This window comes from Paenibacillus sp. FJAT-26967, assembly GCF_001541095.1.
In the GTDB taxonomy this organism is placed as follows: Bacteria; Bacillota; Bacilli; order Paenibacillales; family NBRC-103111; genus Paenibacillus_F.
On record NZ_LMXH01000004.1, the window covers coordinates 96,389 to 120,040 of the forward strand.

Below are 23,652 nucleotides of genomic sequence, written 5' to 3' on the forward strand. Positions count from 1 at the left end.
GGAACTTTGACTGGGAGATATCATATTGAACGATAATGTATTAGTACAAATCCAAAAGTATATTGAAAATAATGCTATAGAGGATGCTTTAAACCTTATTTTATCTAAGGAAAAGGACTATGAGCATAATGCGGACTTTTGGAATTTAAAAGGTGTCCTTTGTTATAAAGCGGCTGAGGTGGCTGTGGCAGTGTCTTGTTTTGCTAGAGCCGTTGAGTTAGATCCTAATCACGAAGAAGCTCAAGAAAACCTTACTTATTCCAGAGCTTTGTTGTCAGATGGTGCGGACAAGGATTCGTATGCACTGAATGACGAGGAATTCGTTATTACAAAAGTTGATATATTGGATAACGTGATTATAGAAGTGGAAACTTTCATTAAAGGTATAAATACGGATAATTCAAATACCGATATGACTATACTTAAAAATGTTCAAGATGTAATGAAAGCGTATGGTCAGGAAATGACAAGATTAAAGGCAGTGGTGCCTTCACGTTTTATGCCAAATGTTTTTGAGAACGTTTTACTTTGCTTAGAAGATTGCTTGGGGGATTTTAGCCCTCCTAATGACGGCAGGAAATTATCAATACTGGTGGAGTTTACTCTGTATTCCTTGTTGAAGGAATTACGCGAAGAGATTTACTTCTTTGGCTCCATATTTCCTGACACCGGCAAAATGGATAGCTACTACAAAAAAGCATTTGCGAAAGCAAATGCCAATCAATACGCGCAACAGTCTTTACAGACCGGCAAATTCAAATATCCGGTTTCTATATTGGTGCCTGCATACAACAAACTGGAATTCAGTAAGCAGTGCATTGAATCCATTTTAAGATACACGAAGGACGTAGAATTTGAACTTATTTTAGTTAATGACGGTTCTAGTGATGGAACTAAAGATTACTTTAACAGCGTACCGCATGATAATAAAAAAGTTATTAATTTATACAAGAATACGGGTCCGACACTTGCCTACCTGATAGGCATGCGCGCGGCTGAAGGTCGTGTCCTTGCTACAGTTTCAAATGATGTGATTGTCACAGAGAGTTGGCTGGAAAATCTTCTTACTTGTTTAGATTCAGATTCAAATATTGGGATAGTTGTGCCGGCGACAGGTAATATTTCTAATGGCCAGGATATTTCGGTATCGTATCAAACAATAGAAGAGATGCAACGATTTTCCCGTAACTATAATGTTTCTGACCGTAGCAAATGGTTTGAACGAGAAAGGCTCTGTCCATTTCTAAATGTAATCCCTATGGAAGTATTCGGGAAGGGTCTTTGTCCGGATCGCTTATATCAATATGCCGAGTTTTCTGATGATGACTTTTCATTACAACTTCGTTTACAAGGGTACAAGCTTATACTTGCGAAGGATACATTCTGTCATCATTTTGGAAGCATATCCCTGGGCGAGGCTCAACGAGAAAATGATTCACTTCAAATAAGCAGGGCGTTATTCAAACAAAAAAATAAAGTAGATGCATGGCATGATTCTCAAGATTTCGGTGCTGATTTACTTAAAAATCTTGATATGAAAGAAAGTGAATCGATAAATGTTTTATGCATTGATCCGGGTTTTGGAATGATACCTTATCAAATAACAAATCAATATAAACAAAATAGGGGTACCCATGTTAGAGTTCACAACTTTTCTACGCTAACGGAATTTTTAGATATCTCCAGTAAAATCCTTGATAACTATACATCAGCCGACACAACAGCTGATCTAATATCTGTATATGAAGGAATGACATTTGATTATATTTTGCTGTGCAGACCGCTTGATGAATATGAAGATAGTGATTTGCTGCTGCGTATAAAAAAACTTTTATCAAACGAAGGCGAAATTCGGTTCTTGATAAACAATCCATGCAGCGGGCAGATGATCATTGATTTACTTTCACTGAATACGCAATCGTTTAAGAAGATTCTATCCAGCCATGCCGTCACAAATTTACTTATAGCTGCAGGATTCACGGATGTGAGAAAGGTCGGTATAGCTGCAGATAGTTTAAAACTCGTCCAAACAATTAAGAAATTGGCAGCTTCTCTGGATATCCAACTAGACCACAATCATGAAGTATTATATGGTTCCGATGCATTGTTGTTCATTGCTAAAGGTTAAAAGACGGAGGAATTATGAAGGTAGCCATCATGCAACCCTATTTTTTGCCGTATATCGGATACTTTCAGTTGATCCATGCGGTGGATGTCTTTGTTGTCTACGATAATATACAATATACCAAAAAAGGCTGGATCAACCGAAATCGATTTCTTCAGAACGGCAAAGACTCCTATTTTAGTGTCGCTGTTCAAAAGGACTCGGATTATTTAAACGTTAATGATCGTACGATTGCGTTAGATTTTAATAGAAACAAGCCACTTAATCAGATCAGAGAAGCTTATAAGAAAGCTCCTAATTTCGTAGAGGGATTTAAAATATTCGAGAATGTTGTCTTACATGAGGATACCAATTTATTCAACTACATCTATTATTCTTTAGACACAGTCGTTAAAAAACTTAACATAGAAACTAAAATTGTTGTTTCGTCTTCAATTAATATGGATCATTCTTTGAAGTCCCAGGACAAAGTTCTGGCGATTTGTAAAGAATTGGGTGCTCATACTTATATGAATGCCATCGGTGGAAAAGATCTTTATTCAAAAGAAGAGTTTGCTGCGAATGGAGTGGAGTTGTGCTTTGTGAGGTCAAAGCCCATTCAATATAAGCAATTCGATCAAGCGTTTGTGCCGTGGCTCTCCATAATAGATGTTATGATGTTTAATGATTGGAATACCATTATCGGGATGCTGGAGCAATATGAGGTGATTAGGTGACTCATGACCTAGTAAGAATTACCGCTGTAGCTGAAATTACAGAGATCTTAAAGCATTTCAATGACTACTTCCCGCGTTCTATTGAAAGTCGGGTTGGGAACTTAGTTTCATACGCAGAGAAACTTGCGGCACATGCTTATATATATGTAACCAAAGCTATCGGTTTAATTTCCGGAGTGGTTATATTCTATGCGAACGATTTATTGAGCAGGATAGCCTATCTTACTGTTATAGCCGTATCTGTGGAACATCGGCACCAAGGAGTAGGCAGCTTGTTATTGCAGCAATGCTGCGCACTCTCTAAAAGATACGGTATGACCCAAATAAAACTAGAGGTTGATAAATCAAATTCTAAGGCGATCGCTCATTATGAACACCATGGCTTTAATACCGTCCATAATGGGGCTGCAGAATCACAGACTATGATAAAGGAACTGTAAGGGGCTGGATTATGTATAAACTATTAATATTTGGTCACGGCGGTTTGTGGAGTGTCATCAAAGAAAACATTGATTTTAAGAAAGTAGAAATTGTTGCGTTTATTAATAGCGACCTTAATCAAGCAGCCAATTCCTTCGAAGGTAGTCCAATTATAACTCCTGATAAAATTAAATTTATGGAATATGATTTTATTATTCTAGCAAGTGGACAATATGATAATTTGAAGGCTCAAATTGAAAGTTTAGAGGTGCCTCACAATAAAATTATTGCCTTTAAACTCAATGAATCCAAACGTTTCGCTTCTTTGCAGAGTGAAGTGAATGAGAATTTAAGGCAAGAAGGAAATCATTCCTTTTTTGAATTATTTTCCAAACGTGAAGTCGATCACTTTCATTTATGCAATATGAATCTGCTAGGAAGGAATCGAAGAATCTCCTTCCATGATAATAGTGTGGATTATATAAGATTGTCCTCACTTGAACTTATCGCAGAGGAAATCTACGCCAATCAAGTTTCGGGTAATGTAGCGGAACTGGGAGTATATAAAGGCGAATTTTCTAAACATATTAATGCTGCTTTTCCTGATAGAAAGCTGTATCTGTTCGATACTTTTGCAGGGTTTGATACCAGAGACGTGAGTTTTGATCTTACCAATCAGTTTTCTATTCAAACCAACCAATTTGCCGACACAGAGGTCGAGTCAGTCTTAAATAAAATGCCGTACTCAGAAAACGTGATCCTAAGGAAAGGCTATTTTCCTCAAACGTCTATTGGTATAGAAGATAAATTTGCTTTCGTCAGTATAGACACGGATTTATATAAGCCGATCTATGATGGATTAACGTTTTTTTATCCCAGGCTGACGAAACGGGGGTATATTTTCATACATGACTATAACAATTCTATTTTCAAAGGAGCTAGAGAGGCCGTAAGACAGTTCTGTTCTGAGCAAAATATACCTTATGTCCCGATTAGTGATAACCAGGGAACCGTAATTATTTCTAAATAAAAGTAGGAATTTCGTTAATTAATTATTCTTTACTGAGGTGAATTATGCAAATCCATGTGACACAGTCTTCACTCCCGCCCTTTGAAGAATATATAGACGAAATCCGATCTATATGGGGAACAAAATGGCTTACCAATATGGGTGAGAAACATCTTCAGTTTGAGCAAGAGCTGGAGGCCTATTTGGAAGTTCCTTTTATTTCTCTTTTTACGAATGGCCATTTGGCGCTTGAAACGGCTATAGAGGCGCTTGAGTTAACGGGGGAAGTTATCACAACTCCTTTTACATTTGCTTCAACCACCCACGCAATTACCAGATATGGATTGACTCCGGTATTTTGTGATATTAGACCAGACGACTATACGTTGGATGTCGATAAGATCGAATCTCTAATAACAGAAAAAACATCGGCTATTATTGCTGTTCATGTATATGGAAACGTATGTAATATTCAAGAGATTAATAGAATTGCTAATAAGTATAATTTAAAAGTTATTTATGATGCGGCACATGCATTTGGTGTTACAGTAAACGGGCAGGGCATTGGAAATTTTGGTGATATTTCGATGTTTAGTTTTCATGCTACAAAAGTTTTTAACTCTATTGAAGGTGGAGCATTAACCTTTTCCGATGAAGCATACAAAAATAAACTTTACCAAATAAAAAACTTTGGGATTGTTTCTCCTGAAGCTGTAGTCTATGCCGGTGGCAATGGTAAAATGAATGAATTTTCAGCAGCTATGGGGATTTGTAACATACGTTATATTGATCAGAATATTGAAAGTCGTAAGGCAGCTGTCGAGCGTTACAAAGAACGGTTACAAGGAGTTAAAGGCCTGAGATTACTGCAAGAGCAAGAGGGTGTCACTTCAAATTATGCCTATTTCCCCGTGATCTTCGATGAAAACATTCTCAAGAGAACCCGGGACGAGGTTAGTTTGGCGCTTGCCCAACAAAATATAATGGCGCGAAAATATTTTTATCCGCTGACCAATGATTATGAATGCTACAGTGGAAGATTTGACTCAAGTACAACACCAGTAGCCCGATATATTGCGGAAAGGGTCCTCACTTTACCCTTGTATGCAGAGCTTGCTCCACGAGACATTGATCGGATCTGTGATATCATATTGGGACAATAGGAGCTATTCTCCAGTCGGATCAAGGCTTGAGTGCTTTTAGTGCATTATGACTGGATTGGGAGCACGATTTTGTCTAAAAACCTTTTCTCTTCGAGAAGAGGTTTTTTAGTATCCGAACGAGAGTACAAACCTGAACAAATGGACAGAGCTTATTATTGTATGATTAAGTTAAGAGGCTCTTTAAACCGTTTGATCCGCGGGAAATAAGGCTCCGGCCATTACAGGTCCATAGGATACATAGCATTGGTTGGTTGCGCTTGCCTTGCAGATGCGTGTGATTTGTGCCTGGAAAGGGTATTATACACTATAGAAAGGCAGGATTTCGGCTTAGAAAAGCTGCATGCAGGAATAGGGCAAGTAAATACCTACAAACGTGATATAGCCTAGGAGTTTACAGGTGATATAAAAGTAAAATACCCAGGACAGGAGGGAACAAAGTGACAGACAAACATGCAGGAGCAGTGATAGGCTGGAACTTTGATAATAGTTACGCCCGGTTGCCGGAAACTTTTTTTACCCGGCTTAATCCGACCCCCGCAGCTTCGCCGCAATTGGCTATTCTTAATAATGTACTGGCAGAATCTCTGGGGCTGAATAACCAGGTGCTGGAGAGTGAAGAAGGGGTGGAAGTGCTGGCAGGCAACCGGGTCCCGGAGGGTGCATTGCCGCTTGCCCAAGCTTATGCGGGGCATCAGTTCGGTTATTTCAACATGCTGGGGGACGGCCGGGCTATCCTGCTTGGCGAACAGATCACCCCTCGTGGCGAGCGGGTTGATATTCAGCTCAAAGGCCCGGGCCGAACACCATATTCCCGCCGCGGCGACGGTCGTGCGGGACTGGGACCTATGCTGCGGGAATACATCATTAGTGAAGCCATGCACGGGTTAGGTATTCCTACCACACGCAGCTTGGCGGTGGTGACGACCGGGCAGGCGGTCATCCGTGAAGAAGAGCAGCCCGGCGCAGTGCTAACCCGTGTGGCTGCCAGTCATCTGCGGGTCGGTACTTTTCAGTATGCGGCCAGATGGGGCAGCCTGGACGAGCTCCGGGCTTTAGCCGACTACACCTTGCAAAGACATTTTCCGGAAGTTGGCGCTGGGGAGAACCGCTATCTTGCTTTATTACAGGGAGTAATCAAACGTCAGGCCGCGCTGATTGCCAAATGGCAGCTCGTTGGCTTTATCCATGGCGTGATGAATACGGATAATATGGCCCTGAGCGGAGAAACCATTGATTACGGTCCGTGCGCCTTCATGGATGCCTATGATCCGGCAACGGTGTTCAGCTCCATTGACAGCAGCGGACGCTATGCTTACGGCAATCAGCCGAATATTGCCGCGTGGAATCTCGCAAGATTCGCTGAAAGCCTGCTGCCCCTGCTGCATCCTGATGAAGAGCAAGCAGTCAAACAGGCCGAGGATGCGATAGGGAGTTTTTTTGAGCTGTACAACCGCAATTGGCTTGCGGGAATGAGAGCAAAGCTGGGGATTTTTGATGAGGAGCCGGAGGATCAGGCCCTTATAGAGGAACTGCTTGGTACGATGCAAAAGTATGGTGCCGATTATACGAACACGTTCCGGGCGTTGACTTTTGATAAGCTGGAGGGCGAGCCCTTGTATGGCACGCCGGAATTTGCCCGGTGGCAAGAGACGTGGCAGGCGAGACTGGGCAGACAGCAGGAAACTCCTGCTTCTTCGCAACAGTTGATGCGCAGCAGCAACCCGGCAGTGATCCCACGTAACCACCGGGTCGAAGAAGCGCTGGAGGCCGCGGTAAGCCGTGGAGATTATAGCGTAATGAATCGGCTTCTGGATGTGCTTTCGAGTCCCTATGAGCACTCTTCCGAACAGGCGGATTACGCCGCACTGCCTCCGGAATCGCTTCGTCCTTACCAAACTTATTGCGGTACCTGATCAAAAAGCCCAGTTGCCAGACAGCAACAAGGCATGGACAGCAGTTTCAATGTACAGTCAAAAAGGCATCCGCCGATAGCGGGTGCCTTTTTGACTTGAAACCAAATTCAACACGGTTAAATTAACGATTCACAGCCTCGCCGCTGAATACTTTAAGATCCATAGGTGCAGCCATGAAAAGGGGAGCTTTCTGAACAAAAGCTGTAAAATGAGCACTTGAGTTATGTGAAGCAGTCGCCTCAACATCTTTCCACAGCTCGACCATCGTGTAGTGATGTTCTTTCTCTGTGTTTTTCATTAGATCATAACTGATATTGCCTTCTTCTGCTCTTGTCAGAGGAAGCAGATTTTTCATTTCTTCAAGAAATGCCTGTTCTTGGTCGGGTTTCACTTGAAGGTGGGCATGAATTATAATCATGGGTAATCATCCTTTATCTTGTTTTTTTAAAATTCACTAATGTTGTTCTGCATCCTGCTGAGCATAGCCGTCAGCAGGTCAAGTTCCTCTTTGCTGAAATCCGTTAGCATTTTATTAACGAAGCTCATTTTTTCTTCCTTGTAGCCTAGCAGCCGATTGCGGCCTTCCCCGGTTAAACGGACCAGGGTGACACGGTTATCCGAAGCGATTTTGCTTCTTGCCACCATCCCGTCGGATTCAAGCTGCTTCAAATGACGGGTGATTGCCGCACTATCGATGTTTACGGCCTTTTGCAAGGTGGTCTGGTTTACTTCATCAGCTTGATAAAGATGATACAACAGTTCATAACGTGATGAACTAATGCCTGTGCAACGTTCGAATTTAGGATTGATTTGGTTACTAAGTCCCTTAAGCAGATGCAAGATCTTTTCTTGATCCGAAAATAAACATGACATCATGGACCTCCGAAGTGCATTAGTGGGATTTTACCCGATACGCTATTATTTCCACGTCGTCACAGTTTCAACAGGCAGCCGATATGTTTGGAAGCCTTCACTTGCCGCTTTACCGATTGAAATCAGCATAACAGGAATATAGCGGTTATCATCGAGGCCGAATGTTTTCGCTATTTGACCCTTCTCATAGCCGCCGATGGGGTTCGTGTCATAGCCGTGCGCGCGTGCAACGAGCATGAGCTGCATAGAGACGAGGCCAGCGTCAAGTATGATGGAATCTCTTAGATTTGCCTCGGGCATACCTGCATAAATGGGCTTAAATGCATTCAATTGCATCTCTTTTATTTCAGCAGGCATGTATCCCAGCTCAACGGATTTCCCATAAATCTCTTCGGCATAGTCGAAGCTATTCTTATCCGCAAAGACAGCAATTACCGCGGACGAACTTAACACTTTATCTTTATTAAATTTAGCAAGATCGCCAAGCGTTTTTTTTCCTTCATCGCTGTCAATGACTATGAAACGCCAAGGCTGCAAGTTGATTGAAGACGGTGCACGGGTGGCCTCCGCTAATATCTCCGTCATTTCCTCGCGGCTAATTTTTATGCTTGGATCATAATTTTTAATGGATCGGCGTCCATATACAATTTCGTTGAAATCATTTGTTTTTTGAAAGTTACTCATAACTGTTGCCCTGCCTTTCTTGTTGCTAATATATTTGACCCATCAATAGTTGATATATCAAATATAATACAAGCGAAGTTCCGACGCAATGCCCGGAATTATTTACCACAGGAAAAGGCCGAAGAGCTTAAAAAGTCAGCACCCCCCTGCTAATGAAAATGAAACCCCCTTACTGCAATTTTTCGATTTGAAGTGAGCCATGTTCTTGAAATAGTAGAGTGAACTTTCAACGTTTAAGCCGCCGCTATTTGTTGGCGGCTTTTCAAACGTTCAAGATAAAATGCGAGATTTTCTAATGAAAGAGAATAGCTCTTTTTTTTAATTATTAAAAAATTCTGATAATATAAAATAAAAGGGGGGAGGAAGAAGTAATTATTTATAAAACGGCGCCTTATATTTTAATACTCGGAATTATTATTATTGTGTCAGATGGTCTCTGGGTTGTGGATACCTATAATCGGAATATTACTTATCCGAAAGAAGCCTTCATCTATTTGATGATCGGAATAGGCTTGACGATTGCTGCTTATTTGATTATTCAGTGCGAAAGGAATCGAGGTACGCTAGTAAAGGATAAGAACGGCCCGGGGATAGGTAAGGATAATCGAATTTTCATCAATAAGATGTGGGAACAAAGGGAGAAAATCGGAAGCGGGATGATCGTATTTCTTTTTATTATGCTGGTCGTCGTTTCTATTTTTGATTTTGCCAAAGCGCTTGGTCTGATCCAGCCCCTTATATTGACGGGAATGACCGGGTATTCGTTTCTTCATATTATGCGTGACGAAGACGAGGAAATGAAGGAGACCAATCTCCAGCCCCGAAACCCGAAAATTCGGTGTTTCCTGCGACTGATCGATTACAGAGAGCATCTTTTTAGCATACCGCTGCTCTTGTTTATTATCATTGTTATGACATTTTTGCTGTCTAAGCACTTTGGATTGATGCTGAGCCTAGAGACAAGCGGCAATCCCAGGTATGTGATGAGTTTGCCAACGAGTGCTTGGATTACAGCGGCATTAGTTTTTGCCTGCGCATTTATGTACATCATTCAGCATTGTAATTTCTTCGGGATTCACCGAGCCGAGCAGGGTGAGTATAAGGTGATTCAGATTCACTTTGCCGAAATTATCGTTTGCGGGGCCACTTTTTTAATTTGGTTAGTAGTCCTGGTATTGGCATTATTCACAAGCTAACAAAGGGGGCACTCGCTAGCGGCGAATGCCTTTTTCAGTTTATAGCGGGTCGTACATGTCCTTTATTTTTTTGCGTAACTTAGGAATTCTTCTATATCATGATTTAGTAATAATGGTATAGCCTTTTCGATCTCGCTTAGTTTCCAGTCCCACCATTTTATTTCCAGTAAACGATCTATAAATGGTTGTTGGAACCTATATTTAATGATTTGTGCCGGGTTACCGGCTGCAATTGCATAGGGCGGGACATCTTTGCTGACTAAAGAGTGTGCTCCTATTACGGCTCCGTCTCCTATCTCCACGCCGGATAATATCGTTACCCCGGAAGCGATCCATACATCATTACCAATCGTCACATTCCCTTTGCTCTTGGGATGTCCTTGAATGCCGGAATATTCGTTTAACAAGGCATTGAAAGGATACGTTGTGATCCAATCACTGCGGTGCTCGCCTCCCAAGAAGATGGACACTTTATCAGCTATCGAGCAAAACTTGCCTATTGTTAAAACCGTGTCTTCTCCCCAAGATCTTACTTCAGGAGTTCCATATGTGAATGAACCAATGAATGTTTTTCCATTCGGACTTTTCCTTTCTGGTAATTCTTTGTGCAGCCTGTGTATGGCCAATGTAATTGCTCCTCCTTGAGAATAGTGTGTATCCCTTCGAGCCTCGTATATCGTATGCGAACAAACAAAATCAGCCAACTCAGCCACTCAAAAGATTCCGAATATAGAGCGTCTTTATCCTGATGGTACCTTGCAAGTTTGCCGCTTCTCTATTGCGTTTAATAAAAGATAGAACGCATCTCTATGCTAATCGCAGCATAAAGAACTGGATACTTGTTGCAATTAAGACTGCCAAAAAACCAATGAGGTGATAATATGTCTACAACGCATGAGGCAAACCAAGAAGCTATTGAGAAGGTCAGAGATTTAATCAAAGGAATCGACGTCGCCATGCTCACTACGATAAATGATCAAGGATTGGTTTCCCGGCCTATGAGCACCCAAGAAGTCGAATTTGACGGGGATCTGTGGTTTATAACCAAAAAAGACAAGAGTGTCTATCAGGAGCTTCTTCAAAATTCGAAAGTGAATGTGGCATACGCAGATAAATCTTATGTGTCCATACGCGGCGAGGCAGAATTAGTGGAGGACAGAACGAAAGTCGAGGAGTTCTGGAATCGTTCTTACGAGATGTTCTTCGATACTACTTCCGATGATCCGAGTTTGGTACTTATCAAAATCAAGGCCGAAACGGCAGAGTATTGGGAAGCGGGTAACAAAACGAAGATGGTCAAGAATCTGTTGAGAAAAATCACGGGAAAAGACTCAGATGACATGGATTTGAACAAAACAGTCGAATTGGGTTAAGCATGCACAGCATTAATAATCCTTCCTATAGATCCAAACAGGCCTAGTCCACAGGGACTAGGCTTTTCTGCGAGATCAAGATTCCGTATCAATAAAAAACCTTGCGGTGAAGAAGGTCAAGCGCACGCTCGATTTCCTGCAGCTCTTCCTCGGAAACATGCCCGAGCCGTTCAACAAAGCGGGACTCAATGTGCCGGAAAGTCTCGTTCATCAGCGCCATCCCCTTACCGGAAAGCCGAATCAATTGCTTGCGCCGGTCTTCCTCATCGGTAATTTTCTCGCACAGTTGTTTCTCGGTTAGTTTTCTCAGCTCGCGGCTTGTATTCGGCATGGACATATGCATGCATTCACTAATCTCACTTAGCGTTACAGGCTGGCTGACGGCAAGATATTCTAGAATCTTATATTGAACAGGCGTAATCGCTCCGGATTTCGCATCTTTTGTCATATCATTCGTTATCTGATGCACAGCGGCCGTAAAGGCCACAAATTTCTGAAATATGGCGTTTGTGTTCTTATCCACAGGATCACCTCTAGGGGAAACGATAACAAATTTATTGTCCGAAAACAATTATCATTTGACAACTAAATAGAGGGCGTGCTACTATTTGCTTATCAAATGATAAGTAAAGGGGCTGTTAAAATGAACATGCTAATTATCTATACACATCCAAATCACCAAAGTTTAAGCTATGCTTTTCTAAATGAAGTCATTCTGGGCGGCAAAGAGAACTCTGTTATAGAGGAGATACAAGTATTGGATTTGTATGAGGAAGGATTTAATCCGATTTTGGTTTTTAATGAGAAGAAACGCCGAAGGGATATGCACACAGATCCGGATTTCGCTAAATACAGGGATCAGCTTATGTGGGCCGACAAAATTGTTCTCGTATACCCGCTTTGGTGGGGGCGTCCTCCGGCTATGCTTATGGGGTATATCGATCAGATGTTTGCTTCGGGATTTGCGTATAAGGATACGGGCGGACTTCTGCCGCAAGGACTGCTGAAGGGGAAATCTGTGGTTTGCATTTCGACTATGAAGGGGCCGGCTCATTATCCGTTGTTATGGCTGAATAACGCACATAAAGCTTTAATGCGTAAAGCGTTGTTTAATTATGTAGGGATCAAGAAAGTGAAGTTCTTTGAATTTGGCAGCATGGAGAGTCCGCGGGGCCGGCATCCAAGTAAATTGAACAAGATCTACCGTTATTTTAAGAGCGTCCGTCATTAGTAAATTAGAAGAGGACCTGAGCATGCAGCCCGGTCCACGGTATGGATTAGTAAGAAGCTATTTGAAGGCAGGAGGAAGCTTAGTCTTCTTCCGGAACAATTACCTCGATATGTCGGGGCATAGTGCTGAGGTTGATCGGTAGAGGCGGTCCCTCTTCGCCGTCTACATTGGTCCTGACGGCTTCCGCCGAGCTCACAGTTACATGCTTCGCCGTAAAGTAAATAACGTCTTTATGATTCTTCAGGCTGCCAAACAGCAGAGATAGGCTGGCTGTAAGGGTATTGAATAAATGAAGATCCTTTATAATGAAACAGTGAAGCAGGCCATCATCCACAGCCGCATCCGGCGCAAGTTTCTCAAATCCCCCGACCGAGTTGGTCAGAGCGGCTAGAAAGAGCGGCGATTCTCCTTCCCATGTCTGGTCATCATAACGAATGTGCAGAGGATGGGCGTGGCTGCTCATCAATTCTTTAATGCCTTCCTTCAAGTAGGCAAAGGCGCCCAGTTTGGATTTATCCTCTGACGTTACGGAAGAAAGCGACTCAGCGATGGAGCCCGCGGCGACGACATTGACGAATAACCGGCCGTTCAATCGACCCATATCTACCGTTTGTACTCTGGATGAAGTGAGTGTCTGGATTGCTTTCTCGGGCTGGAGTGGAATTTGTAGGGCGCGTGCGAAATCATTGACGGTCCCAAGAGGGACGATACCGAGTCTCGGACGGTGGTCTTGGTCAATAAATCCATTGATCGTTTCATGGAGCGTCCCATCGCCTCCGATAGAAACCACCAGATCGCAGCTTTGCTCACAGGCCGTTATACAGAAATTGGTTGCATCCCGTTCTTTTTCCGTTTCCTTGACCGTAACCTCGTATCCTTGGGCCAGCAGAATATCTTTCACGCTGCTGACATGTTTCAGCGCGTTTTCTTTACCCGATGAGGGATTCATAATGATCATGGCTTGTTTCATACACATCGTCCTCTCTATTGGGTAGTAGCAGCATCATGTACTTACTATTTACCCGAAAAGACAGTCTTGCACCTCAGCTTGAGAAAATTAGCGGGCTTCTTTCTGCGCTTTATTCAAGTTTACGAACATGTTAATCGCAAAAATAACGGTTGCCAACACTACAATCGTTCCGCCCGCACTCATAAACGGAACACCCAAACCTTCATTACCGGCAGCGAAGGCAATCATGCCAAGCAGCATAAGCGGCAGGCCTATGTTGTGGAGCCAAAAGTGAGCAGTGGCCAGCTTCCCTATTGCGGACTGGGGAAACACGTGATAAATCAAGCCGAACAAAGCCATCGATACCCAGCCGAGCAGGTTGATATGCGCATGCGCGGACGTGTAACGGAAAGAGTCTGTCATTCCCATGACTATCCCTAGAATAACGCCACCAACAAAATAAAGGCTGCCAATTTTAATAAACCGAATACCCATTTGAAATCACGATCCTCTCTCTTATTTTACGATTAGACGTACAATTCTAGTGGCCAACGGAAAGGCTAAGAATGCGACCGGTATCGAAACGCAAGTGCCGATTAACGCACTCATCAGAAAGGCTTCCATGAAAATTTCGGTAAAGCCGACGTTTACTGCGGTCATAACGAATGACATCGGGACGCTCATGAAGATAGACATTAAGACGGAAAACAAAATAGGTTCGATTTTCTTCAAATCCTTCAACTCCAATCTTATATTATATAAACTGGTCTACATAAAACAAATAAAAAATAATATCGGATTACGTCCTGGGTGGTTTCGTCCATAATCCGATAGTTACTTTGAAAGCATCTCTCCATGCTGCCCCCTACCGTCTGTGAGCAGCGGTCACGATCCTACCGTTCCACCCTCACTCTTCCTCAGTAAAACCGGTATATGTGCCGACAAGGTGAGCAGAGGTTTGTTGTCTCTTAGTGTAATCATCAGCAGCATGGCGCCTTCGATCATCGAGACGAGTAAAAGGCCGAGTTCCGCTGCTTTGATCTTGTTGAATCCCGCCGCGATCAGCTTCTCGGCATAGATGTTCTGCCAGTCTTCAAAAGCGGTTTGACTGGCCATCCGTAATGCTTCGCTTACAGCGGCAGTCTCAGCCGATGCCCAATACCCGATGGGCATAGGTTCTTTGTACTTACAATCTGCAGCTTCTTCTGCCAGTCTTCGGAGAAGCGATTGTACGGCAAGAACGGGATCGGCTATTGGAGCAAAGGTTTCCCTCAGCTGATCTTGAACGAATAGATTGGCCCGCTTGATGCATTCCAGTGCGAGCTCTTCTTTACCGTTAGGAAAATAATAATAAAGCGAGCCCTTAGGAGAACCGCTCTCTGAAATAATCTGGTTTAATCCGGTTGCGTGATAACCTTGAACAATGAAAAGACGAGCAGCCGTATTTACTATGTTTTCATAAGAGCTGGGTTTGGTAGCCATCTTTATCACTCGCAGTCATTATAACGTTCGGTCTATATATGTAATAGCATGAAAGCTTTCCTTGTGTCAATTCACTAATTTTGGCTCTCGTATCGGGGAGCTGTTAACACGGCACTCCTACATGAAATCGAAAAAATAACGGATCACGTGGAAAAAAACCGGAGAGGTGTAGGTCAAGCTATCGACCCGGCTCAAGTAGCTTTGTTTCAAAGCATCGAACTTCTCGTCATCGCCGATCAGCAAATCGCGCTTCAACACGGACACGGTCAAGCTGCCGAAGAAGCCGCTCAAACTGATTAGCATGCCTGACAAGATCCCGAAGACCGGGCCAAACGGCGTCAAGTAAGGATAGATCAGATACGAAGCCCCGGTTGTGACAAGAAAAGCGCATGCGAAGCCTTCCCAAGTCAAATTCGGGTTGGAGGTCGGAACCACTTTTCGCTTGCCGAAATAGATTGACGCCAGATAGTGTGCAACATCGTTGAGCTGCGTCAGAACCACCAGGAAGAGCACAAGTCCCGCCCCGTACTGCGGCGTTGCAAATTGAAAATAAGCCAGGTGGCTAAGGCCGAACACCATCAGCATGAGTCCCCACTGGGTGGAGCTGACGTTACGCAGAAAACCGACCGTTCCTTTGCTGATTAAGCGCGGGATCGGCAGGAACAAGAAGATATAAATCGGAATAAACACAATGAACATTCCGTACCACTCGATATAAATCCAATAAAATTGCACGGGAATCGACAAGTACGCCCACAGAAACAATCTACGGTCGGCTTTTCTTGTCCGGATCATAGAGAAATACTCTTTCAGAGCGAAGAAGGTGAGCACCATCAGAGATAATAGAGAAACGACCGGGTTAAACAAGGTTGCCAAACAGAAGATGAAGAACATACCCCACCAGGTTTTGATGCGGAGTCCGATACCCGAATAGTCTTTGTGCGACTCCTTCCTGCTCATTACATAATACATACAATGAACAAGCGATAAAACGATGAAAATAAGAACTAACGTGAACAGAGAGCTATCTATGATAATCACCAACTTATTGTGGAGTACAATCTAGTAAAGGCATTATATGTTATTATAAAGCAATAGTTGAAACTTAATAAGGGGAACATCCGTAAATGGCAGCAGATCGATCGGTCTTTATCTTGCTTACGAATACCGGAACGCTTTTTACAAAAGTTATCCAAAGCTACACGAAAGCCCCTTACAATCATGCCTCCATATCCTTTAACCGGGAACTTTCGGAGCTGTACAGCTTCGGGCGCAAGCATCCTAACAACCCGCTGAATGGCGGCTTTGTCAGAGAAGATATCCGGACAGGCACGTTCAGCAAATATCCGGATACGACGTGCGTCATTTACGAGCTTCAAGTGTCGGAACGCGAAGTGGAGAAAATGAAGCGGGTCCTGCAGATCTTCATCCGCAGGGACAGGAAGTACTTCTACAACATTCTAGGCGTAATCGGAATTACCGTAAAAGAACCGGTTGAATTCAGTAACGCTTACTTTTGCTCGCAGTTTGTCGCGGAAATTCTGCACCGGTCCGGCATCAAGATATGGAATAAGCTGCCTGCGCTCGTCACGCCGGATGATTTTCGGCAAAGCGACCGGCTGCGGTTGATTTATGAGGGGAAGCTGAGCGATTATGCTCCTCGGAACTGAGGAGGATGCGCGAAGTTACTAGTTCGTTGTACGCAGGGCCGTCCAATCTTGGATGGCTTAATTTTTGTTGGTAAGTTTCCTAGCATAAGGGAAGTATATAATCGGGGAACAAGAAAGGACATCCTTATGAAAAAACGAAGTATAGATATCCTGATCATTATGGCAGGAGCGCTGATTTTTGCCTTAGCCATCAATTTATTTGTGATTCCTAATGAGTTCGGAGAAGGCGGGGTAACAGGGATCACCATCATTCTCTATTATTTATTCGGGTGGTCACCCGGACTGGTGAGTCTGGTCTTCAACTCTGTTCTATTGGCGATCGGCCATAAATTTCTGGATAGGACCACAACGGTGTATACGATTATCGCGGTCTTGTTCAACTCGGTGTTCTTGTATCTGACCGAAGATTGGCATATTGCATCCGATGAACCTATGATCAATGCTATTTTTGGGGGAATATTTGCGGGCGTCGGGATCGGTTTGATTATACGGGTTGGCGGAACTACGGCAGGGACGACGATTCTGGCGCGAATGATGAATAAGTACATGGATTGGAATATCAGCTACGCCCTTTTATTTTTTGATTTGATCGTTGCGTTCTCCTCCTATTTTATTATCGGTGCCCAAAGCCTGATGTTTACCATTGTGATGCTCTATATCGGGACTAAGGTGATGGACTTTATTATCGAGGGAATCAGTTCTAAAAAAGCAGTCACGATTATATCCAAAGAGCAGAATAAAATTGCGGAGCAGGTGAATGTAGTCATGGACCGGGGGGTTACGGTCTTGTATGGACAGGGGCATTACACCAAAGCGCCAAAAGAAATCTTATATATTGTGATCAGTAAACCGGAAGTAAGCACGCTTAAGAAGATCGTTAAATCAATCGACAAAGAGGCATTCATCACCATTCATGATGTACGTGATGTATTCGGAGAAGGATTCGTGGATATTGCGAAGTGAGAAAGGGCGTTCGTGACCCGGTATTATTTTCCCGTCCTGAGCATACTACATGTAAAAAATTGTGTTCTCAGCAGGAGGAGATATGAAGATGAGAAGGGCTGTTTACGCATGCTTGATTGCGTTACTCCTTATAATCCCGGGACGAGCAGTCTTAGCGGCAGACAGTACAGCGATAGCCAGTCGGCGGGTGAGCCCGGAGTTACTAAATTCCTTGCGCGAGGGCGGGTACATCTTGTTCGTCAGGCATGGAGAAGCAACAGTAGGTGAAGATCATCCGAACCTCGTATTCAGTGATTGTTCTACCCAAAGAAATCTTTCGGAGGAAGGAAAAAGAAATGCCTCATTGTTCGGGAAGGCGCTGAGGAGCTTACGAATTCCTATTCGGACCCCGGTTTCGGCAAGTCCCTTTTGTCGAACAAGAGAATCGGCAGAACTGGCTTTCGGCAAAGAAAGCGTCCAACCGGATCCATTCTGGATTAGAATCTACAATTTAAGCGGTAAGGTGACTACGGAAGAGAAGGACGGTACATTAAAGGACTTGACTTCCGTGTTAGAGAAGGCTCCGCCTTCCGGTACCAATCAGGTTATCGTGGCCCATAGCTTCCCTAAAGGAGTTGGCTTAGGAGAGATTCCTTACTTAGGGACCGTAGTTGTAAAACCAAGAGGCCAGGGCAAAGGCTTCGATGTTGTAGACAAATTCTCTATAGATGAACTTTTAAATTCGCACTGAGAATATACAGAAATTAATGACGGGTAATCCGTATAAGAGGTCAGTAATTGTTTGGTGAAACCGTAAATTACCACCTCATCAGCGGCCTTCACGCCGTCTGTTACTGGAAGCGGCATAAGCGGCATGGCGGAACTGAAGAATCGGATCATCGGATAAGGCCATCCCTTCCGTTACGGCAGTGGGGTCCATGACCAGTCCCTCGGGCTCTTCTATGTACTCGGTGATGTACAAACGGCCGAGGTTAATCCGCTGGCGGTCGTCCGGCCAGGCGCGGGTAGGATCATCCGTAGGATCGCTTTCTTCGCCGAGAATTGCGGTGAGCTGGAATACGGCAGGCGCATTGTTCAAGCGGAGCCGCAGCTCATCTTCCAAATAATCATCCGGCTGCTTAGCCGCATCCGTAACGGATATAGTGTGGACGCCATCACCCGGTATCCACTCAAATTTTACAGGTCGTGCGCTTCCTTGGCGGTTCGTCAAAAAGTAAGCATGAATACAGTAATAGTGGCAAGCGGCGTAGCTGGCAGGAGGCTTCAGGTGTTTTATTGCCAGGAAGCTTTCTTTACTTTCGGAAAAATGCGTCGTGATTTCTTTGAAAAGGTCTATCGGGCCCAGATTACCTTCTTGTGCCCGGTGCGCAGCCCGAATCATATCCAGGAACGATTCTGGAGTGCGCGCGAAAAAGACCGGCACCGTAACACCGACCAAATTCGTAATGCCGCCGTCCGGCAAAGTGAATTGAACGGCCATTCCCTTAGCCGGAGATAAAGCATCGGCAAGTGCGGGATCGGTGGAGCTGCCCGAGAAGCGGACGACTGCCTCTATTTCCTGCTCCTGGAGATGGGGGGCGGTAGTGAGCGCGGCGGCAAGACCACTCGGGCGGAAGACGGCACGGCAGCAGATTCCCTTGGCATGCGCACGGCGGTAACCGGGATGAGTGCCGGATAAATCCTCGATAGCATCAACTGCTTGTCCTGCGAGGTCTGTTGGTCCCGAATTCAGTGCGGGATGTTCGTTACTTGGATCGAGCCGGGTCATAACGGTTTCCTCCTCTTGTCATGTAACACATTTATTTCCGGACGTGCTTTTATCTATACTACCACGGGAGTGCTGGCTTTAAACTCCAAGAGGCATTTAGGGTTCACGTAAGACAGATACTGGTCATTAAAATTTGGAATTTGCGCAGATGTTTGACGATATGGCTCTTCTGTAAGAAAGCATCTGAATTGAATATGGCGTATCCGGCCTCGCTGATGATGTCCTTCGATCAGACAAAGCTAGAAAATAATGATACGGCGGCCATTTTCTGTTACGATAAAGCGAACAAAACCCGTTTGAGCCGGACGGAACAGCCACAAGAGCAGAAGCCGTAACGATATTATGAATTTGCTGCATGTAAAGAAGTAATCATTGTGTGTCTAGCTATACATGGAGTTAGGAAGTGCATTATACGAGGGCTGTCCCAAAAGTCATGACAGATGACGGAGGGGCAGCTTCTTTTTTATTTGGATGAATAGCATCATGACCTCCCTTTTCTGTTGAAATTTTATACCGGTTTACTTGGTTATTTCCGCTTCCGTCCATTGTTCAGAAGTCGTTCAGAGGCTCGGTTTATACTTAAGGGTAAACTTCGAGACAAGGATGAGGACAAGCTCTCCATCCAATCATAGGGAGGTCAAGATAATGAATCCGGAATGGAATAAATGGCTTCTAGCCACTGCAATTTTGAGCATGACAATAGGCTCTGCACCAGTTGGTGCTGCCGGTACTGCGGAACGTACCATACAAAGCGCAATAGGGTTCAGCGATCAAGGGTCCATATCCCCGGCCAAACGTGCTGCGGTGGAGGAGGCTGTAAAGCAGGGTTTGCTGTCCGGCTATCCGGATGCTTCTTTTCGTCCGAATCAGCTTTTAACGAGGCAGGAGCTTGCCGTCTTGTTGGTCAAAGCCCTGCACCTGGAGCCTAAACAGGGGGCATCCTCGTCTTTTGCCGATTTGAAGGATGGCTGGGCAGTCCCGTATGTCGAGGCTCTAGTCGAAGCGGGTTTGATTAATGGGGATGAATCGAGCAGATATAGACCCTCCGAACCCGTAACTCGCGAAGAATTGGCAGCTGTGTTCGTCCGGGCGATTAACGGGGTAGATGCCAGAGGCGGGAATGAAGTTATACTGGCCGATGGCAGCAATATTAGCCCTTGGGCGGATAAAGCCGTAAGTCTGGCCCTGCATCTGGGTCTGATGAATGCGGAGGGTAATGCATTTAATCCTCGCGGAAATGTGGAACGGCAGGATATCGCTGCTTATTTATTAGATATTTTCCAAACTCGGGAACAGTCGGCTGCGATTAACCGGATCGATGGAGATATGGTCATCATTGACGGTAAACCGTACTTGATTAGCGGCGCATTGAAAGACCTGCTGGGCGAACGGAATCAAGATGCCCTAGAGGGCGCGGTTCTCAAATACAAATCAGTTAATCATAACGTAAATGATCTGTTGCGGATCGAACTTACAAAAGGCGGAACTGCGGGAAAACCTGCTAAGCTGGATTTAAAAGGTACATCTTTCAAAGGAGAATTAGCTATTGCTGCGGACCATATTGCAGTAGATGGGGACTCTCTTACCCAGGTTGTCTTAAAGCCGGGAGCAGGGACACTGGTACTAAATGCAAAGATTGCTCAAGTCTTGGTGGATACCGACAGCCCATTGAAGGTTGAAGGAAACGGGACGTGGGGAGAACTTAAAATCGCTGATCCGGATGCCAATCTCAAGCTGGGCCCGAATCTGACCATAGATAAGCTGCAAGGACCTGAGGGAATACCGGCAGATAAGCTGATTGCTAATTATGATGAGGTTAAAAAACAGATTGCAGGCGGGGCTGCCTCTGGCGGGACGCCGGCAACGCCGGGATCTTCGGGTTCGGGTTCATCTGGTTCATCAGGCTCATCGGATTCCCCCTCTAACAGCAACCGTAACCCGGTGGTTGTGAATGCTCTCGCACCATTGACACATGCAGTGGATGACGGTCCGAAGACGTTAAGTTTGGCCGGCGTGTTTGCGGATGCGGACGGCGATGTGCTGACGCACACGGCGCTCTCCTCGGATACGGGAGTCGCGACAGCATCGGTCAGCGGAACGGATCTGACGATCACGCCAGTGAATGCGGGAACGTCCACGATCACGGTAACGGCAGACGATGGTAAAGGCGGCACGAAGTCTCTGACGTTTATCGTGACCTTTCAGGCCCCGGCCCCGGTGAACGAAGCGCCTGTGATCTCGAACCCGATTTCGAACATCACGGAAAGCGTGACGGCAGGCGTCCAGACGGTAAGTCTGGCGCGTGTATTCTATGATGCGGACGGCGATGCGCTGACGCACACGGCAGTCTCATCGGATACAGGAGTCGCGACAGTTTCGGTCAGCGGGACGGATCTGACGATCACGCCAGTGAATGCGGGAACGTCCACGATCACCGTGACGGCAGACGACGGCAAAGGCGGCACGAAGTCTCTGACGTTTACCGTGACCTTCCAGGCACCCGCGCCGGTGAACGAAGCGCCTGTGATCTCGAATCCGATTTCCAACCTCACGGAAAGCGTGACGGCAGGCGTCCAGACGGTAAGTCTGGCACGTGTATTCTATGATGCGGACGGCGATGCGCTGACGCACACGGCAGGCTCATCGGATACGGGAGTCGCGACAGCATCGGTCAGCGGAACGGATCTGACGATCACGCCAGTGAATGCGGGAACGTCCACGATCACCGTGACGGCAGACGACGGCAAAGGCGGCACGAAGTCTCTGACGTTTACCGTGACTTTCCAGGCACCGGCGCCGGTGAACGAGGCGCCCGTGATCTCGAATCCGATTTCCAACCTCACGGAAAGCGTGGCGGCAGGCGTCCAGACGGTAAGACTGGCGCGTGTATTCTATGATGCGGACGGCGATGCGCTGACGCACACGGCAGTCTCATCGGATACGGGAGTCGCAACAGCATCGGTCAGCGGAACGGATCTGACGATCACGCCAGTGAATGCGGGAACGTCCACGATCACGGTGACGGCAGACGATGGCAAAGGCGGCACGAAGTCTCTGACGTTCACTGTGACTTTCCAGGCCCCGGTGCCGGCAAACGAAGCGCCTGTGATTTCGAACCCGATTTCCAACATCACGGAAAGCGTGACGGCAGGCGTCCAGACGGTAAGTCTGGCACGTGTATTCTATGATGCGGACGGCGATGCGCTGACGCACACGGCAGTCTCATCGGATACGGGAGTCGCGACAGCATCGGTCAGCGGAACGGATCTGACGATCACGCCAGTGAATGCGGGAACGTCCACGATCACGGTAACGGCAGACGATGGTAAAGGCGGCACGAAGTCTCTGACGTTCACTGTGACTTTCCAGGCCCCGGTGCCGGCAAACGAAGCGCCCGTGATTTCGAATCCGATTTCCAACATCACGGAAAGCGTGACGGCAGGCGTCCAGACGGTAAGTCTGGCGCGTGTATTCTATGATGCGGACGGCGATGTGCTGACGCACACGGCGGTCTCATCGGATACGGGAGTCGCAACAGCATCGGTCAGCGGAACGGATCTGACGATCACGCCAGTGAATGCGGGAACGTCCACGATCACCGTGACGGCAGACGATGGCAAAGGCGGTACGAAGTCTCTGACGTTCAATGTAACTATCACGGCTGCTGCTCCGACGGGACTTTTCATTTCCGAGACGCTTTATGCGAGCGACGATATCGAATTTGGACTGCAGGCCATAGAACTGTACAACCCGACCAATGAGGATATAGATGGAGATAAAGTTAAAATCGTCCGTTCAGACGGCATAGAAGATATTGTTTTGAATAGCCAAACATTGCGGGCGAACTCCACCTTTGTAATTATGGAAGCATTTTATAGCGGGCCTATTCAATCCGATTTTCCATGGCCGATGATGTTTTATGATGATCCGGCAACACCCGTCCAGCTTTCCCTTTATTATAACGATCAGCTATTGGATATCGCTTATATCTATCCTCATCAAACGTTTATAAGAAAAGCAACCGTAACTAAAGGAAACAACACGGCTTACGATGGTGCCGAATGGATCGGCAAAGGAAAGGATTTTGTGGATGACATCGGAAAATTCAACAAGTAGA

Annotated in this window: 24 protein-coding genes; 13 read left to right on the forward strand and 11 right to left on the reverse strand. The window is 45.4% G+C overall.

All coding sequences use genetic code 11. From position 1 onward, the window contains the following. Positions 1-25: 25 nt before the first annotated feature. From AR333_RS16910 to AR333_RS16935, 6 genes are all read left to right on the forward strand, one after another. Entirely contained in the window at positions 26-2,128 is a 2,103-nt protein-coding gene (locus AR333_RS16910) for a glycosyltransferase (RefSeq protein WP_068776553.1), read from the forward strand. A gap of 14 nt (positions 2,129-2,142) precedes the next feature. Beyond that, a complete protein-coding gene (locus tag AR333_RS16915; RefSeq protein WP_068776554.1) occupies positions 2,143-2,841 on the forward strand; it encodes a WbqC family protein in 699 nt (232 codons plus the stop codon). After that, complete coding sequence (locus AR333_RS16920) at positions 2,838-3,281, forward strand: N-acetyltransferase (protein WP_068776555.1); 444 nt, start codon at positions 2,838-2,840, stop codon at positions 3,279-3,281. Before AR333_RS16915 ends, AR333_RS16920 begins: the two co-directional genes overlap by 4 nt. A gap of 11 nt (positions 3,282-3,292) precedes the next feature. Then, positions 3,293-4,291 (forward strand): TylF/MycF/NovP-related O-methyltransferase, encoded by a 999-nt coding sequence (locus AR333_RS24715; RefSeq protein ID WP_156430941.1) that lies wholly within the window; start codon positions 3,293-3,295, stop codon positions 4,289-4,291. Positions 4,292-4,335: 44 nt separating this feature from the next. After that, positions 4,336-5,433 (forward strand): DegT/DnrJ/EryC1/StrS aminotransferase family protein, encoded by a 1,098-nt coding sequence (locus tag AR333_RS16930; RefSeq protein WP_068776556.1) that lies wholly within the window; start codon positions 4,336-4,338, stop codon positions 5,431-5,433. 437 nt (positions 5,434-5,870) lie between these two features. Further along, positions 5,871-7,346, forward strand: a complete 1,476-nt coding sequence (locus AR333_RS16935) for a YdiU family protein (RefSeq protein ID WP_068776557.1) — start codon at positions 5,871-5,873, stop codon at positions 7,344-7,346. A gap of 121 nt (positions 7,347-7,467) precedes the next feature. Here AR333_RS16935 and AR333_RS16940 read toward each other — a convergent pair whose 3' ends face one another. From AR333_RS16940 to AR333_RS16950, 3 genes are read right to left on the reverse strand one after another with little or no spacing between them, the layout of a single operon-like run. Further along, positions 7,468-7,764, reverse strand: a complete 297-nt coding sequence (locus AR333_RS16940) for a putative quinol monooxygenase (protein ID WP_068776558.1) — start codon at positions 7,762-7,764, stop codon at positions 7,468-7,470. Between the two features lie 26 nt (positions 7,765-7,790). Beyond that, positions 7,791-8,219 carry a MarR family winged helix-turn-helix transcriptional regulator gene (locus AR333_RS16945; protein ID WP_068776559.1) on the reverse strand — a complete coding sequence of 143 codons (429 nt, stop codon included), beginning with the start codon at positions 8,217-8,219 and terminating at the stop codon, positions 7,791-7,793. A 45-nt stretch (positions 8,220-8,264) separates the two neighbouring features. Beyond that, complete coding sequence (locus tag AR333_RS16950) at positions 8,265-8,903, reverse strand: nitroreductase family protein (protein WP_068776560.1); 639 nt, start codon at positions 8,901-8,903, stop codon at positions 8,265-8,267. Between the two features lie 443 nt (positions 8,904-9,346). Here AR333_RS16950 and AR333_RS16955 point away from each other — a divergent pair, with 443 nt between their 5' ends. After that, positions 9,347-10,099, forward strand: a complete 753-nt coding sequence (locus tag AR333_RS16955) for a hypothetical protein (RefSeq protein ID WP_068776561.1) — start codon at positions 9,347-9,349, stop codon at positions 10,097-10,099. Between the two features lie 62 nt (positions 10,100-10,161). On the opposite strand, the gene AR333_RS16960 is transcribed toward AR333_RS16955, so the two are convergent. Beyond that, positions 10,162-10,719: a CatB-related O-acetyltransferase gene (locus AR333_RS16960; protein ID WP_253735898.1), complete on the reverse strand. Its 558-nt coding sequence runs from the start codon at positions 10,717-10,719 to the stop codon at positions 10,162-10,164. Between the two features lie 261 nt (positions 10,720-10,980). Between AR333_RS16960 and AR333_RS16965 the strand changes: the two genes are divergently transcribed. Further along, positions 10,981-11,472, forward strand: coding sequence for a pyridoxamine 5'-phosphate oxidase family protein (locus AR333_RS16965; protein WP_068776562.1), 492 nt, complete (start codon positions 10,981-10,983; stop codon positions 11,470-11,472). Positions 11,473-11,560: 88 nt separating this feature from the next. Here AR333_RS16965 and AR333_RS16970 read toward each other — a convergent pair whose 3' ends face one another. After that, positions 11,561-11,995 carry a MarR family winged helix-turn-helix transcriptional regulator gene (locus tag AR333_RS16970; RefSeq protein WP_068776563.1) on the reverse strand — a complete coding sequence of 145 codons (435 nt, stop codon included), beginning with the start codon at positions 11,993-11,995 and terminating at the stop codon, positions 11,561-11,563. A gap of 120 nt (positions 11,996-12,115) precedes the next feature. Here AR333_RS16970 and AR333_RS16975 point away from each other — a divergent pair, with 120 nt between their 5' ends. Beyond that, positions 12,116-12,703, forward strand: a complete 588-nt coding sequence (locus tag AR333_RS16975; RefSeq protein WP_068776564.1) for an NAD(P)H-dependent oxidoreductase — start codon at positions 12,116-12,118, stop codon at positions 12,701-12,703. A gap of 79 nt (positions 12,704-12,782) precedes the next feature. Here the strand turns inward: AR333_RS16975 and AR333_RS16980 are convergent, their stop codons facing one another. From AR333_RS16980 to AR333_RS17000, 5 genes are all read right to left on the reverse strand, one after another. Further along, positions 12,783-13,673 carry a diacylglycerol kinase family protein gene (locus AR333_RS16980; protein ID WP_068776565.1) on the reverse strand — a complete coding sequence of 297 codons (891 nt, stop codon included), beginning with the start codon at positions 13,671-13,673 and terminating at the stop codon, positions 12,783-12,785. A gap of 87 nt (positions 13,674-13,760) precedes the next feature. Further along, positions 13,761-14,147 carry a cytochrome-c oxidase gene (locus tag AR333_RS16985; protein ID WP_068776566.1) on the reverse strand — a complete coding sequence of 129 codons (387 nt, stop codon included), beginning with the start codon at positions 14,145-14,147 and terminating at the stop codon, positions 13,761-13,763. A gap of 21 nt (positions 14,148-14,168) precedes the next feature. Then, positions 14,169-14,348, reverse strand: coding sequence for a DUF2798 domain-containing protein (locus AR333_RS25780; RefSeq protein ID WP_156430942.1), 180 nt, complete (start codon positions 14,346-14,348; stop codon positions 14,169-14,171). Between the two features lie 189 nt (positions 14,349-14,537). Further along, positions 14,538-15,134 carry a TetR/AcrR family transcriptional regulator gene (locus AR333_RS16995; protein ID WP_068776568.1) on the reverse strand — a complete coding sequence of 199 codons (597 nt, stop codon included), beginning with the start codon at positions 15,132-15,134 and terminating at the stop codon, positions 14,538-14,540. A 117-nt stretch (positions 15,135-15,251) separates the two neighbouring features. Further along, positions 15,252-16,166 carry a phosphatidate cytidylyltransferase gene (locus tag AR333_RS17000; protein ID WP_068776740.1) on the reverse strand — a complete coding sequence of 305 codons (915 nt, stop codon included), beginning with the start codon at positions 16,164-16,166 and terminating at the stop codon, positions 15,252-15,254. 95 nt (positions 16,167-16,261) lie between these two features. On the opposite strand from AR333_RS17000, the gene AR333_RS17005 reads away from it, so the two are divergent. From AR333_RS17005 to AR333_RS17015, 3 genes are all read left to right on the forward strand, one after another. Then, positions 16,262-16,804 (forward strand): hypothetical protein, encoded by a 543-nt coding sequence (locus AR333_RS17005; protein WP_068776569.1) that lies wholly within the window; start codon positions 16,262-16,264, stop codon positions 16,802-16,804. A 126-nt stretch (positions 16,805-16,930) separates the two neighbouring features. Continuing rightward, on the forward strand, positions 16,931-17,767 hold the full coding sequence (locus tag AR333_RS17010; RefSeq protein ID WP_068776570.1) for a YitT family protein: 837 nt from the start codon (positions 16,931-16,933) through the stop codon (positions 17,765-17,767). A gap of 88 nt (positions 17,768-17,855) precedes the next feature. Continuing rightward, positions 17,856-18,497 carry a histidine phosphatase family protein gene (locus AR333_RS17015; RefSeq protein WP_156430943.1) on the forward strand — a complete coding sequence of 214 codons (642 nt, stop codon included), beginning with the start codon at positions 17,856-17,858 and terminating at the stop codon, positions 18,495-18,497. Positions 18,498-18,575: 78 nt separating this feature from the next. Here the strand turns inward: AR333_RS17015 and AR333_RS17020 are convergent, their stop codons facing one another. After that, complete coding sequence (locus AR333_RS17020; protein WP_084783759.1) at positions 18,576-19,535, reverse strand: catalase family peroxidase; 960 nt, start codon at positions 19,533-19,535, stop codon at positions 18,576-18,578. Between the two features lie 645 nt (positions 19,536-20,180). Between AR333_RS17020 and AR333_RS17025 the strand changes: the two genes are divergently transcribed. Then, positions 20,181-23,651: an S-layer homology domain-containing protein gene (locus AR333_RS17025; protein ID WP_068776572.1), complete on the forward strand. Its 3,471-nt coding sequence runs from the start codon at positions 20,181-20,183 to the stop codon at positions 23,649-23,651. Position 23,652: the final 1 nt, after the last annotated feature.

Bases quoted from the DNA above. Each gene is read 5' to 3' on its own strand.
- AR333_RS16940 (WP_068776558.1), bottom strand. From the start codon at position 7,764: ATGATTATAATTCATGCCCACCTTCAAGTGAAACCCGACCAAGAACAG.
- AR333_RS17025 (WP_068776572.1), top strand. From the start codon at position 20,181: ATGAATCCGGAATGGAATAAATGGCTTCTAGCCACTGCAATTTTGAGC.
- AR333_RS16995 (WP_068776568.1), bottom strand. From the start codon at position 15,134: ATGGCTACCAAACCCAGCTCTTATGAAAACATAGTAAATACGGCTGCT.
- AR333_RS16945 (WP_068776559.1), bottom strand. From the start codon at position 8,219: ATGTCATGTTTATTTTCGGATCAAGAAAAGATCTTGCATCTGCTTAAG.
- AR333_RS16985 (WP_068776566.1), bottom strand. From the start codon at position 14,147: ATGGGTATTCGGTTTATTAAAATTGGCAGCCTTTATTTTGTTGGTGGC.
- AR333_RS17005 (WP_068776569.1), top strand. From the start codon at position 16,262: ATGGCAGCAGATCGATCGGTCTTTATCTTGCTTACGAATACCGGAACG.
- AR333_RS16965 (WP_068776562.1), top strand. From the start codon at position 10,981: ATGTCTACAACGCATGAGGCAAACCAAGAAGCTATTGAGAAGGTCAGA.
- AR333_RS17010 (WP_068776570.1), top strand. From the start codon at position 16,931: ATGAAAAAACGAAGTATAGATATCCTGATCATTATGGCAGGAGCGCTG.
- AR333_RS17020 (WP_084783759.1), bottom strand. From the start codon at position 19,535: ATGACCCGGCTCGATCCAAGTAACGAACATCCCGCACTGAATTCGGGA.
- AR333_RS16930 (WP_068776556.1), top strand. From the start codon at position 4,336: ATGCAAATCCATGTGACACAGTCTTCACTCCCGCCCTTTGAAGAATAT.
- AR333_RS16975 (WP_068776564.1), top strand. From the start codon at position 12,116: ATGAACATGCTAATTATCTATACACATCCAAATCACCAAAGTTTAAGC.
- AR333_RS24715 (WP_156430941.1), top strand. From the start codon at position 3,293: ATGTATAAACTATTAATATTTGGTCACGGCGGTTTGTGGAGTGTCATC.
- AR333_RS16915 (WP_068776554.1), top strand. From the start codon at position 2,143: ATGAAGGTAGCCATCATGCAACCCTATTTTTTGCCGTATATCGGATAC.
- AR333_RS25780 (WP_156430942.1), bottom strand. From the start codon at position 14,348: ATGTCTATCTTCATGAGCGTCCCGATGTCATTCGTTATGACCGCAGTA.
- AR333_RS16980 (WP_068776565.1), bottom strand. From the start codon at position 13,673: ATGAAACAAGCCATGATCATTATGAATCCCTCATCGGGTAAAGAAAAC.
- AR333_RS16950 (WP_068776560.1), bottom strand. From the start codon at position 8,903: ATGAGTAACTTTCAAAAAACAAATGATTTCAACGAAATTGTATATGGA.
- AR333_RS17015 (WP_156430943.1), top strand. From the start codon at position 17,856: ATGAGAAGGGCTGTTTACGCATGCTTGATTGCGTTACTCCTTATAATC.